This is a genomic window from Azonexus sp. MM2026_4, assembly GCF_055901855.1.
Map to the genome: position 1 here is coordinate 3,581,590 of NZ_CM148380.1, position 12,979 is coordinate 3,594,568.

10 protein-coding genes are annotated in these 12,979 nt (G+C 67.0%); 3 read left to right on the top strand and 7 right to left on the bottom strand.

Annotation, left to right across the window (positions count from 1 at the left end):
* Window positions 1–73 precede the first annotated feature (73 nt).
* Window positions 74–529, top strand: coding sequence for a SixA phosphatase family protein (locus AC0KWY_RS16895; RefSeq protein ID WP_474026635.1), 456 nt, complete (start codon window positions 74–76; stop codon window positions 527–529).
* A gap of 63 nt (window positions 530–592) precedes the next feature.
* Window positions 593–1,708 (top strand): polyphosphate kinase 2, encoded by a 1,116-nt coding sequence (ppk2, locus tag AC0KWY_RS16900; protein WP_474026636.1) that lies wholly within the window; start codon window positions 593–595, stop codon window positions 1,706–1,708.
* 15 nt (window positions 1,709–1,723) lie between these two features.
* On the opposite strand, the gene AC0KWY_RS16905 is transcribed toward ppk2, so the two are convergent.
* A complete protein-coding gene (locus AC0KWY_RS16905) occupies window positions 1,724–2,398 on the bottom strand; it encodes a Crp/Fnr family transcriptional regulator (RefSeq protein ID WP_474026637.1) in 675 nt (224 codons plus the stop codon).
* 10 nt (window positions 2,399–2,408) lie between these two features.
* Window positions 2,409–3,722, bottom strand: coding sequence for a cytochrome-c peroxidase (locus AC0KWY_RS16910; RefSeq protein ID WP_474026638.1), 1,314 nt, complete (start codon window positions 3,720–3,722; stop codon window positions 2,409–2,411).
* A gap of 245 nt (window positions 3,723–3,967) precedes the next feature.
* Here AC0KWY_RS16910 and AC0KWY_RS16915 point away from each other — a divergent pair, with 245 nt between their 5' ends.
* Window positions 3,968–4,666 (top strand): cysteine hydrolase family protein, encoded by a 699-nt coding sequence (locus AC0KWY_RS16915; RefSeq protein ID WP_474026639.1) that lies wholly within the window; start codon window positions 3,968–3,970, stop codon window positions 4,664–4,666.
* A 6-nt stretch (window positions 4,667–4,672) separates the two neighbouring features.
* Here the strand turns inward: AC0KWY_RS16915 and AC0KWY_RS16920 are convergent, their stop codons facing one another.
* The 5 genes from AC0KWY_RS16920 to aceE all read right to left on the bottom strand — a co-directional run bounded on the left by AC0KWY_RS16920 (window position 4,673) and on the right by aceE (window position 12,870).
* Window positions 4,673–5,161, bottom strand: coding sequence for a thioesterase family protein (locus AC0KWY_RS16920; RefSeq protein ID WP_474026640.1), 489 nt, complete (start codon window positions 5,159–5,161; stop codon window positions 4,673–4,675).
* A complete protein-coding gene (locus AC0KWY_RS16925; RefSeq protein WP_474026641.1) occupies window positions 5,158–6,390 on the bottom strand; it encodes an HD domain-containing phosphohydrolase in 1,233 nt (410 codons plus the stop codon). The genes AC0KWY_RS16920 and AC0KWY_RS16925 overlap by 4 nt, the downstream gene beginning before the upstream one ends.
* Before the next feature lie 387 nt (window positions 6,391–6,777).
* Complete coding sequence (gene lpdA / locus AC0KWY_RS16930; RefSeq protein WP_474026642.1) at window positions 6,778–8,550, bottom strand: dihydrolipoyl dehydrogenase; 1,773 nt, start codon at window positions 8,548–8,550, stop codon at window positions 6,778–6,780.
* Window positions 8,551–8,562: 12 nt separating this feature from the next.
* A complete protein-coding gene (gene aceF, locus AC0KWY_RS16935) occupies window positions 8,563–10,179 on the bottom strand; it encodes a dihydrolipoyllysine-residue acetyltransferase (RefSeq protein ID WP_474026643.1) in 1,617 nt (538 codons plus the stop codon).
* Window positions 10,180–10,194: 15 nt separating this feature from the next.
* The gene (gene aceE, locus AC0KWY_RS16940; protein WP_474026644.1) at window positions 10,195–12,870 is read right to left on the bottom strand and encodes a pyruvate dehydrogenase (acetyl-transferring), homodimeric type; all 2,676 of its coding nucleotides are present in this window, start codon (window positions 12,868–12,870) and stop codon (window positions 10,195–10,197) included.
* Window positions 12,871–12,979 lie beyond the last annotated feature (109 nt).

Genomic DNA, 12,979 nt, shown 5'->3' on the forward strand with positions numbered 1-12,979 from the left:
CGTCTCGCCCATGGCGCTGACATGGGGCGGTAATAATCCAGCTATATCATTTCCTGTGTTTGAGGAGGAGATCATGGATTTGTTGCTGTGGCGTCACGCCGAAGCCGAAGACGGCGAAGATGACCTGAAACGGCGCCTGACCGAACGCGGCGAGCGGCAGGCGAAACGTATGGCCGGCTGGTTGCGCGAGCGCCTGCCGAAGGAAACGCGGATCATCGTCAGCCCGGCGATCCGCACCCAGCAGACGGCGCAGGCGCTCGACCTGCCGTTCGAAACCAACCGCCGGATCGGTCCGGACACCTGCGTTTCGGAACTGATTGCCGCTTCGGGGTGGCCGGATGCCAGCGGTTCGGTGCTGATCGTCGGCCATCAGCCCGGTCTCGGGCGCCTGGCCTCGCTCTTGCTGGCCGGGCAGGAAGCCGACTGGAGCATCAAGAAGGGCGCCCTGTGGTGGCTGAGCAACCGCCTGCGGCGCGGCGAGACGCAGACCGTGCTGCGCGCCATGGTGCCGGTGGAAATGCTGGAGTAGACAAGCTTTCGCGGTCGGCGTGAAATAGCCCCTTTGGCACAACCATTACAAGAGGGGGAGTTCATGGCGACAACGAAGAACGCAAGCAGCAAGCCGGCAGCCGCGAAAACAACCAGCAAGCGCAGCAGCGGCCGGCAACCCCGGCAGGTCGCCCAGGGCGACGTGCCGCCGACGCAGACGGCTGCCGGCATCGAATCCTTCACCGTGCATGCGGCGGTGGACGCCGCTCAGGAAGCGAAGCTGTCGGCGATGCGCGACATCCTCGCCAACTCGCCGGATGAGGAGGCGCAGACAATGCTGCGCAGCCTGCTCAAGCAGCGCCGGGTCGGCGCCGACGGCAGCGCCCTCAATCCCGACGAGGAACTGGCCAAGGACTGGCGCGACGGCGGCTACCCGTACCGCAACCTGATGCAGCGCCGCAATTACGAGCGGCAGAAGTACCGGCTGCAGGTCGAACTGCTGAAACTGCAGGCCTGGGTCAAGGAAACCGGGCAGAAGGTGGTGATCCTCTTCGAAGGCCGCGACGCGGCGGGCAAGGGCGGCACCATCAAGCGCTTCATGGAACACCTGAACCCGCGGGGGGCGCGCGTCGTCGCCCTGGAAAAACCTTCGGAGCTCGAGCGCGGCCAGTGGTATTTCCAGCGCTACGTGCAGCATCTGCCGACCAACGGCGAGATCGTCCTGTTCGACCGTTCCTGGTACAACCGGGCCGGCGTCGAGCGCGTCATGGGCTTCTGTTCCGACCAGGAATACGCCGAGTTCGTCCGCCAGGCGCCGGAGTTCGAGCGCATGCTGGTGCGTAACGGCACCCACCTGATCAAGTTCTGGTTCTCGGTCAGCCAGGAGGAGCAGCGTCGCCGTTTCCGCGAGCGCAAGGTGCATCCGCTCAAGCAGTGGAAGCTGTCGCCGATCGACATGGCCTCGCTCGACAAGTGGGACGACTACACCAAGGCCAAGGAGGCGATGTTCTTCCACACCGACACCGCCGACGCGCCGTGGACGGTGATCAAGTCGAACTGCAAGAAGCGGGCGCGGCTCAACGCCATGCGCTACATCCTGCACAAGCTGCCGTACACGAACAAGGACACCAAGCTGATCGGCAACCTCGATCCGCTGATCGTCGGTCGCGCCAACGTCGTCTATGAGCGCGGCGAGCAGTCGGTGGTGCCCATCCTCTAAGCCGGGAGCGGCGGCTCAGGCCGCCGCCTCGCCGGCGATCAGGCGGGCGAGGCCGGCGGCGTCGGCGATGCGGATGCAGGCGCGGCGGCTCTCGATCAGGCCGGCGTCGACCAGTTCGCCGATCAGGCGGGCGATCACCTCGCGCGTCGTGCCGAGGTGGTCGGCCAGTTGCTGCTGCGTCATGCGCAGCAGCCCCTCGCCGCTGCCGTGCACCAGGATGGCGTTGGCCAGCCGCTGGTTCAGCCGGTAGGCGTGCACTTCCTCGAGTTCGGCCATCAGCCGGAAGACCAGCGTGGACAGGGTGCGCACCGTCAGGTCGCGGACTTCCGGTTCGACCGCGAACAGGCGCCGGTAGACCGGTCCCGGGATGGTCGCCAGCCGGGTGTCCTCGACCGCCTGCACCCAGGCCGGGTAGCGTAGGTCGTTGAACAGGCTGTTCAGCGCGAAGACGCAGGTTTCGCCGGGGCCGATGAAATACAGCGTGGCCTCGTTGCCGTTCGGCGCCAGCGCATAGACGCGCAGCCGGCCGGCGAGCACGAAGTAGGCGCCGGACGCCGCCTGGCCCTTGTGGATCAGCGCCTGCGGCGAGCGCATATGGACGCTGACCTGGACCTGCGCCAGCAACGCCCGGCCGGCGTCGGACAGGTTGCGGAAGGGGGCGATTTCGGTGATCGGGGTCATGTCGTCCATGCCCGCCAGCTTATTCCGGGCGGGTATCCTCCGGCAAGCCCGCCTGGCGGCGCAGGCGGTCGCTGCTCAGTGCTTCGAGGAAGGCGACCAGGTCGGCGACCTGAGCGTCGGGCAGCGGCGTCTGGTCGGCGACGTGCAGCGCCGACTCGCCGTCGATCCACGCCTGCAACTGGCGCGAGCGGCCGAGCTGGGCGCTGGCCATGATGCGGACGACTTCGTCGAGCCGGTCCACCGAGCCGTTGTGCAGCCAGGGGCCGGTCAGCGCGACGTTGCGCAGCGACGGCACGCGCCAGACGCCGGGGCGGCCGTCGGCGCCGAGCAGCGGGTAGCGCTTCTCGTAAGGCGTCGGATTGGCCGGGAAGTAGCGCAACGCGCTCTGGCCGCCGAGCAGGCTGGCGTCGCTGAAGTTCGGCCCGCGATGGCAGAGGATGCAGCCCAGCTTCTCGAACAGCGCCATGCCGCGCAACTGTGCCGGGCTGAGGGCGCCGGCGTCGCCATCGACGAAGCGGTCGTAGGGGCTGTCCGGCGTGATCAGCGTGCGCTCGTAGGCGGCCAGCGCCTGGACGATGCGCGGGAAGGTGACGGCTGCGTCGCCGAAGGCGGCGGCGAACAGGCGGCGGTAGTCGGCATCGCCCCCCAGGCGGCGCTCGGCTTCTTCCGCCGAGGCGAGGCCCATCTCGACCGGGTTGAGGATGGGGCCGCCCGCCTGCGCTTCCAGCGAGGGCGCCCGGCCGTCCCAGAACAGTACCGACTGGAAAGCGGCGTTCCACACCGTCGGCGTGTTGCGCGGCCCGACCTGGCCGGCGATGCCGCGCGCCAGCGGCCGCCCGTCGGCGCCGGCATGGCCGGTCAGGTCGTGGCAGGAAGCGCAATTCAGCGTGCCGTCGCCGGACAATCGGCGTTCGTTGAACAGGCGCTCGCCGAGCGCCACCCGGGCCGCCGTCGTCGGCAGCCCGGCCGGTGCTGGGGCCCGGTTTGGCAGGCGCTCCCAGACGTAGCGCTGGCCGTTGCCCGAGGCCGGGTTGATGAAGGCCTTGATCAGCGCGACGCTATCGTCGTCGGGCATGACGGCGCTGCCGAAATCGCGCGCGGCGAGCGCTTCGACGGTGGCGCCGGGGGCGCTGCTGAGGAGCAGGGCGACGCCCAGCTTGATGCTGAAGGCGACCAGTCCCATGCCCAGCGCCAGCCCGAGCAGCCAGCGTTGTTCGCCGCGCAGGCCGACGGCCGGCGCCAGTTCGCGGCGGACCATCAGGGTGAGGACGATGGCGCCGGTCAGAATGGCCGGAATGCCGATCATCAGGAAATCGGAAAGGCCGCTGTTCATGGCCGGCTCCCGGTGAAGCTGGCGGCGTTCGGGGCGGATGGGGCAGGCATGAGGTACTCCTTGGTCGGGGATCTGAGCGCAGGCTAGTCCGTGCCGGCCCGGCCTTCTGTAGCAAAAGCTACGTTGGCGCGGGATGGCGGCTTGTGTAGCCAAAGCTACGGAACCCGCTCGCCGGGCTGCCGAAAATGCCGCCAGGCCGTCCATGCCGGGCGGCCGCAATCCCTGTCCGAAGGAAAGGATGCATCATGAAAAAGCCATTCGTCTCGCTCTTCCTTGCCGTACCGCTGCTCTTCTCCGCCGTTCCCGCCAGTGCCGGGGGCGGTGCCGCGCTGCAGTTCGAACCCGGGCGCAGCGCCCTCGTCGTCACCGATCCGCAGAACGATTTCCTGCGCGAGGACGGCAAGCTCTACGGGCTGCTCAAGGACAACCTCGCCCGCCTCGACACCGTCGCCAACCTGGAGCGCCTGATGCAGGCGGCGAAGGCCGGCGGCTACCTGTTCGCCGTCGATCCGCTGGTCTACGGCGCGCTCGACGGCAAGTGGACGCACGCCGGCGCGCTGCAGCGCCAGTTGCTCGACATGGGAGCGTTGCGCCGCGACGCTGGCGGCGGTGGCGACTTCTACGCCCGCTTCAAGCCCTACATCGACGATCCGGCGACCGTCGTCGTCGCCCCGCACAAGCTCTACGGCCCGGAGAGCAACGACCTGATCTACCAGTTGCGCAGCCGCGGCATCGACACCGTGGTGCTGGCCGGCCTGGTCGCCAACCTGTGCGTCGACTCGCACCTGCGGGCGCTGATGGAGAACGGCTTTCGCGTCTATGTCGTCAAGGATGCCGTCGGCGCTCCCGGCGAAGCGGCCTACCAGGCGGCACTGGTCAATTTCGGGATGATCGCCAACGGCGTGCTCAGCACCGCCGAGGCGGTCGCCGCGCTGCGCCGCTGAGGCGCCTCAGCTGACCACGTAAGCGGCGCTGCCGGTGGCGATGAGCAGGCCGCTTTCGTTTTCCAGCGTCATCTGGATCGAGGCGATGCGCCCGCCGAGCCGGACGATGCGGCCGGTGGCCGTGAACTCGTGGCCGATGCCCTGGTGCAGGAAATCGGTGCGCAGGTCGATGGTGCCGATGCGGCCGAAGCGATGCGCCACCTGCTCGGCGGTCTCGCCGCAGAACTTCTCGGCGATGCCGACCACCGCGGCAAAGCCGCCGACGGTGTCGAGGGCGGCGGCGATCACGCCGCCGTGCAGGCGGCCGTAGAGGTAGTGGCCGACCAGTTCGGGGCGCATCGCGAAGCGCAGTTGCGGCGCTTCAGGCGCGAACGAGGCGACCTTGAGGCCGAGCACTTCGTTGAAGCTGATGCGGTGTTCGAACATCTCCTGCAGCAGGCTTTCGAGGCGTTGCTGTTCGGCGGCGCTGCGCCGAGTCTGTGCTGTTGCGGTCATGGGCTTTCCGGGCGGGCCGCGGCGTAGGCGGCGTCAAGATGCTTGGCGAGGGTGGCGGCGATCGTGCCATCGACCCGACCCTGGGTCACCAGCTCGCCGACGAAGGCGAGCGCCTCGCTGGCCGGCAGGCCGCGCCGGTAGGGGCGATCCTGGACCATCGCCTGGAAGATGTCGGCGACGCGCAGGATGCGCGCTTCGAGCGGCAGGGTCTCCGCCGCCAGATGGAAGGGGTAGCCGTTGCCGCCCGGTTCCTCGTGGTGACAGGCGGCCCAGTAGGCGATTTCCTCCAGCCCCGGGATCAGGCGCAGGATCTGGTAGGTCTCGAAGCTGTGCGTGTTCATGATGCTGCGTTCGCGGGCGTCGAGGCGGGCCGGCTTGTCGAGCACCTCGTCGGGAACGCGCAGCTTGCCGATGTCGTGCAGCAGGCCGGCGATTTCCAGTTGCTCGCGGCGTTCCGGGGCGACCCCCAGATAGCCGGCAAGCAGCCCGGCCAGGCGCGAGACGCCGAGCGAATGCTGGGCGGTGAAGGCGCTCTTGGCGTTGACGATGCGCGAGAAGATGCCGGCCAGTTGCTTCAGCTCCGCCATGGCGATGGTGCGCTGGTCGGGTTCGTTGAGGCGGTCGGCGAGGCTGGCCTGGACGTTGCGCATTTCCAGGCGCAGCCAGAACGCCTCCGAGCGCGACGCCTGCAGGAAGGCGGCGACCAGTGCCGGGTCGAAGTAGCTGCCGTCGTGCTGGCAGATCGCATCGCGGATCTCGCCGGTCGACATGAGCAGGCTGCCGTCGCCGTAGTGCGGTGCGGCGAAGGCATCGACGCGGTCGACCAGGAAGACCAGGTTGGCGGCCTGGCGGAGGTCGGCGGGCAGGTCGGCGGGCAGCCTTGCCCACGGCGTGTGGTGGTAGCGGATCGGCTCGGCGTAAGCCTGCAGCGGCGCGAAGTCGCGCAGCAGCTCGGCGCCGGTCAGGCAATGCGCCTGCGCGCCTTCCCAGTCGAATTCGGTGACCAGGTGGTGATGGGTGACGGTCGACGAGACGCCGATGTCGTGCAGCAGGCCGAGTTCGAACAAGAAGAGGCGGCGTTCCGGCGCCAGCCCGAGGGTCTCGGCGACTTCGGCGGCCATGATGCCGACCCGTTTGCCGTGGCCGACGTCGTCGATGCCGACCAGGTCGAGGGCATCGGCCAGCGCATAGACCAGATGGCGGAATCCGGTGGGGAGGGGCGGGGACATGTTGTTCTTTCCGGCGGTTTTTCCCAATGGTATCCCTAGGGCGTGTTCACAGTAAGCAGCGGGCGGCGCAAGGGGTTGGCGGGGAGGCAGTGCAAGGCGCCGGTCGCGCCGTGCAGTGATCTGCACAAGCGAGCGGCAACGCGGCAATGCGCCCCGCCAACCCCTTGCCCTTCGGGTTTGCCGTGGCGGGCGGTCGCCGGCGTTGCTCGGCTCGGGAATGGAACAACCATTCCCAGCGCCTCGCGCCTTGGCGCCCATCCCGCCACGGCAAACGCCGTCCCGCAGATTACTGTGAACACGCCCTCGCCGGTGGACAAAAAAAGGCGACGGATGAAACCGTCGCCAAATACGAACGCTAGCTAGAGGTTAGCGTAACGCAGAGGACCTTTACTTCTTGCGCGGCGGCGGGACGTCCGTGCAAGAACCATGGGCGATTTCGGCGGCCATGCCGATCGATTCGCCAAGGGTGGGGTGGGGGTGGATGGTCTTGCCGATGTCGACCGCGTCGCAGCCCATCTCGATCGCCAGGCAGACTTCGCCGATCATGTCGCCGGCCGATGGGCCGACGATGGCGCCGCCGATGACGCGGTGCGATTCGGCATCGAAGATCAGCTTGGTGAAGCCGTAGTCGGCACCGTTGGCGATGGCGCGACCGGAGGCCGCCCAGGGGAACTTGGCGGTCTCGACCTTGCGGCCTTCCTTCTTCGCCTGGTCCTCGGTATAGCCGACCCACGCCACTTCCGGGTGGGTGTAGGCGACGCCGGGGATGACCTGGACGTCGAAGGCCGATTTCTGGCCGGCAGCGACTTCCGCCGCGACGTGCGCCTCATGCACCGCCTTGTGCGCCAGCATCGGGTTACCGACGATGTCGCCGATGGCGAAGATGTGCGGCACGTTGGTGCGCATCTGCGCATCGACCGGGATGAAACCGCGTTCGTCGACGATGACGCCGGCCTGGTCGGCGCCGATCTTCTTGCCGTTCGGCGCGCGGCCGGCGGCTTGCAGGATCATGTCGTAGCGCACGGCGTCGGCGTTCGGCGCCGCTTCGCCTTCGAACTTGACCCACAGACCGTCTTCCCTGGCGTCGACGGCGACCGTCTTGGTCTTCAGCATGACGCGCTCGAAACGCTGGGCGTTGAGCTTTTCCCAGACCTTGACCGCGTCGCGGTCCGGGCCCTGCATCAGCGCGTCGGCCATTTCGACGACGTCGATCTTGGCGCCCAGCGCGGAATACACCGTGGCCATTTCGAGGCCGATGATGCCGCCGCCGATGACCAGCATCTTCTTCGGCACGAAGCGTAGTTCCAGCGCGCCGGTCGAATCGACGATGCGCGGGTCCTGCGGGATGAAGGGCAGATGTACGGCCGCCGAGCCGGCGGCGATGATGCACTGCTTGAACTTCACCACCTTTTTGGCGCCGGTCTTGTCCTGGCCGCTGCCGTCGGTGACTTCGACGGCCAGATGGTAAGGATCAAGGAAAGTGCCGACGCCGCGCACGATGTCGACCTTGCGGCCCTTGGCCATGCCGGCCAGACCGCCGGTCAGTTTGCCGACGACCTTTTCCTTGTGGGCGCGCAGCTTGTCCACGTCGATCTGCGGTGCGGCGAAGCTGACGCCGGCGTCGGCCAGATGGGCGGTTTCTTCCATGACGGCGGTGACGTGCAGCAGCGCCTTCGACGGAATGCAGCCGACGTTGAGGCAGACGCCGCCGAGCGTCGAATAGCGCTCGACGATCACCGTCTTCAGCCCGAGGTCGGCGGCGCGGAAGGCGGCCGAATAGCCGCCGGGGCCGCCGCCCAGCACCAGCATGTCGCATTCGATGTCGGCGCTGCCGGCATGGGCGGCCGCCGTCGGGGCGGCGACCGGCGCCGCCACCGGAGCAGCGGCGGCAGCCGGGGCCGCGGCGACAGTTGCCGCAGCACCAGCCTCGACCTTGATCAGCAGCGAACCCTCACTGACCTTGGCGCCGAGCTGCACCAGCACTTCCTTGACCGTACCGGCGACCGGCGACGGCACATCCATCGTCGCCTTGTCCGATTCCAGCGTGCAGATCGCGTCGTCCACCTTGATGCTGTCGCCGACCTTCACGAACAGGTCGATCACCGGCACGCTGTCGAAATCGCCGATGTCCGGGACCTTCACTTCAACCAGATTGCTCATGGTTCTTCTCCCTTACAGCGCGACGCGACGGAAGTCGGCGAGCAGTTGTGCGATATAGACGTTGAAGCGGGTCGCCAGCGCGCCGTCGATGACGCGGTGGTCGGCGGTCAGCGACAGCGGCAGGGTCAGGCGCGGCACGAATTGCTTGCCGTCCCAGACCGGCTTCATCGCCGACTTGTTGACGCCGAGGATGGCGACTTCCGGCGCGTTCACAATCGGCGCGAAGTAGGTGCCGCCGATACCGCCCAGGCTGGAAATCGTGAAGCAGGCGCCGGACATGTCGGCCGGCTTCAGCTTGCCATCACGCGCCTGCTTGGCCAGGTCACCGGATTCCTGCGCCAGTTCGAAGACCGACTTCTTGTCCACGTTCTTGACCACCGGCACGACCAGACCGTTCGGCGTGTCGGCGGCAAAACCGATGTTGAAGTACTTCTTCAGCACCAGGTTGTCGCCGTCGAGCGAAGCGTTGAATTCCGGGAACTTCTGCAGACCCTTGACGCAAGCCTTCATCAGGAAAGCCAGCATGGTCAGCTTGGCGCCGCCACCCTTTTCGTTTTCCTTGTTGAGCAGGACGCGGAAGGCTTCGAGGTCGGTGATGTCGGCGTCCTCGTGGTAGGTGACGGCCGGGATCATCACCCAGTTGCGCGACAGGTTCTGGCCGGAAATCTTCTTGATCCGCGACAGCGGCTTGACCTCGATCTCGCCGAACTTGCTGAAATCGACCTTCGGCCAGGGCAGCAGGTCGAGCCCGCCACCCAGGCTGGCGCCGGCAGCGGCGACCGGTGCGGCGGTGGCGCCGGACATCACGCCCTTGACGTACTTGGTCAGGTCTTCCTTGACGATGCGGCCCTTGGGACCGGAAGCGCTGACCTTGGACAGGTCGACGCCGAGTTCGCGGGCATAGGCGCGTACCGACGGCGAGGCGTGGACCTTGGCGCCGAGGCCGAGGGCCTGCGGTTGGGCGGCCGGCAGCGAAGCCGGGGCAGCAGCGGCCACCGGGGCGGGCGTTGCGGCGGGCGCCGGGGCAGCCGCCTGTGCGACGGGGGCGGCAGCACCGGCACCGGTCTCCACCTTGATCAGCAGCGCGCCCTCGCTCACCTTGGAGCCGAGCTGGACCAGCACTTCCTTGACCACGCCGGCAGCGGAGGACGGCACGTCCATCGTCGCCTTGTCGGATTCCAGCGTGCAGATGGCGTCGTCGACCTTGATCGTGTCGCCGACCTTGACGAAGAGATCGATCACCGGCACCTCGGCGAAGTCGCCGATGTCCGGGACCTTCACTTCGACCACGCCACCGCCGGCAGCGGGTGCTGCGGCAACCGGCGCGGCTGCGGCCGGGGCAGGGGCCGGCGCAGCCGCCGGAGCGGGCGCCGCAGCGGCAGCGGCAGCACCGGTTTCGACCTTGATCAGCAGCGCGCCTTCGCCAACCTTGGCGCCGAGCTGAACGAGCACTTCCGTGACCGTGCCGGCAACCGGGCTCGGCACGTCCATCGTGGCCTTGTCCGATTCGAGGGTGACGATGGCGTCGTCGACCTTGATCGTGTCGCCGACTTTGACAAACAGTTCGATGACCGGGACTTCGTCGAAATCGCCGATGTCGGGAACCTTGACTTCAATGATCTGGCTCATGTTGTCGCTCCCTTCTTAAACCGACAGCGGATTCGGCTTGGCCGGATCCAGGTTGTACTTGACCAGCGCGGCGGCGACCTTTTCGCGGCCGATCTTGCCTTCGTCGGCGAGCGCCTTGAGCGCCGCCAGCGTCACCCAGTGGCGATCCACCTCGAAGTGGTGGCGCAGCTTCTCGCGGGTGTCGGAACGGCCGAAACCGTCGGTGCCCAGCGTGACGTAGCTGCCCTTGACGAAGGGGCGGATCTGCTCGGCGTAGAGCTTGATGTAGTCGGTCGCGGCAACCACCGGGCCGACGCTGCCGGCGAGCTTCTGTTCGACGTGCGACAGCTTCGGTTCTTCCAGCGGGTGGAGCAGGTTCCAGCGGCTGGCATCCTGGCCGTTGCGCGCCAGTTCGTTGAACGACGGGCAGCCCCAGAGGTCGGCCTCGACGCCCCAGTCAGCCTTGAGCAGGTCGGCGGCGGCGATGACTTCGCGGAAGATGGTGCCGGAGCCGAGCAGTTGCACGCGCAACTCGCCCTCGCCGCCCTTCTTGAAGGCATACATCCCCTTGATGATGTCGGCCTCGGCACCGGCGGGCATTTCCGGGTGCTCGTAGTTCTCGTTCATCACCGTGATGTAGTAGAAGACGTCTTCCTGCTCCTGGTTCATCCGGCGCAGGCCGTCCTGGACGACGACGGCGACTTCGTACTGGAAGGTCGGGTCGTAGGAGACGCAGTTCGGGATCAGGTTGGCCAGGACCAGGCTGTGGCCGTCCTCGTGCTGCAGGCCTTCGCCGTTCAGCGTGGTGCGGCCGGCGGTGCCGCCGACCAGGAAACCGCGGGCGCGCTGGTCGCCCGCCGCCCAGACGAGGTCGAGGACGCGTTGCAGGCCGAACATCGAGTAGCAGATGTAGAACGGGATGGTCTGCACGCCATGCACCGAGTAGGCGGTGGCAGCGGCGATCCAGTCGCTCATCGCGCCGGCCTCGTTGATGCCTTCCTGCAGCACCTGGCCGTCCTTCGACTCCTTGTAGAACATCAGCTGGTCATGGTCTTCCGGCACGTAGTTCTGGCCTTGCTGGTTCCAGATGCCGACGGCGCGGAACATGCCTTCCATGCCGAAGGTGCGCGATTCGTCCGGGACGATGGGGACGACGTTGCGGCCAACCTGCTTGTCCTTCAACAGCATGTTCATGATGCGCACGATGGCCATCGTCGTGGACAGTTCGCGGCCTTCGCCGGAGGCCTTGAGCAGGGCCTCGAACTTGTCCAGCGCCGGGATCGCCAGCGGCTCGGCCTTGCGCCGGCGCGACGGCAGGAAGCCGCCGAGCGCCATGCGGCGTTCGCGCATGTATTGGTATTCGGCGGAGTCTTCCGGGAACTTCAGGTAGGGCAGTTCTTCCAGCTTGTCGTCCGGTACCGGCAGCGCGAAGCGGTCGCGGAAGCGGGCGATCTGCTCCTTGTCCATCTTCTTCTGCTGGTGCGAGATGTTCATCGCCTCGCCGGCCTGGCCCATGCCGAAGCCCTTGATGGTCTTGGCCAGGATCAGCGTCGGGGCGCCCTTGTGGGTGACGGCGGCGTTGTAGGCGGCGAAGATCTTGAAGATGTCGTGGCCGCCGCGGTTAAGTTGCCAGACGTCGTCGTCGGTCCAGTCGGCGACCAGTTCGCGGAGTTCCGGCGTGTTGAAGAAGTGTTCGCGGACGTAGGCGCCGTTCTTGGCCTTGAAGGTCTGGTACTCGCCGTCGCACAGTTCCATCATGCGCTTCTTCATGATGCCCTTCTTGTCGCGGTTGAACAGGGCGTCCCAGTGGGTGCCCCAGATCAGCTTGATGACGTTCCAGCCGGCGCCGCGGAATTCGGCTTCCAGTTCCTGGATGATCTTGCCGTTGCCGCGCACCGGGCCGTCGAGGCGCTGCAGGTTGCAGTTGATGACGAAGATCAGGTTGTCGAGCTTCTCGCGGCCGGCCATGCCGATGGCGCCGAGCGATTCGACTTCGTCGGTCTCGCCATCACCCAGGAAGGCCCACACCTTGCGCTTTTCCGCCTTGGCGGCGTCGATCAGGCCGCGCGAGGCGAGGTACTTCATGAAGCGGGCCTGGTAGATGGCCTGGATCGGGCCAAGGCCCATGGAGACGGTCGGGAATTGCCAGAAATCCGGCATCAGCCACGGGTGCGGGTAGGAGGAAATGCCCTTGCCGCCGGTCTCCTGGCGGAAGTTGTCCATCTGCTCCTCGGAGAGGCGGCCGAGCATGAAGGCGCGCGAATAGACGCCCGGTACCGAGTGGCCCTGGAAGAAGATCAGGTCGCCGCCGGTTTCGTGGTCGAGGCTCTTCCAGAAATGCGAGAAGCCGACGTCGTACAGCGCGGCGGCCGAGGCGAAGGAGGCGATGTGGCCGCCGACGTTGGTGTCCTTGTTGGCGCGCACGACCATGGCCATGGCGTTCCAGCGGATGTAGGAATGGATCTTGATTTCCATGTCCGGGTCGCCCGGGTACTTGGGCTGCTGGTCGGCGGGGATGGTGTTGATGTATTCGGTGTTCGCCGAGTACGGGATGTCGATGCCGTCCTCGCGGGCCTGAGCGATCAGCGTCTCGATCAGGTAGTGGGCGCGTTCGGCGCCTTCGTTGCTGATGACGCCGTCGAGGGCGTCCTTCCATTCCTTGGTTTCCTGCGGGTCCTGGTCGGCGGGCAGGTTGTTCGGCTGTTCGGCCATGGTTTGTCTCCTACGTGGGTTTTCATTCTGTCCGGCTGGGTAAGCCGGACAACTTTAACGCTTTGCACGGAGGATCACACCCCGTGTTTACACTTAGCTTCTGTTGCGC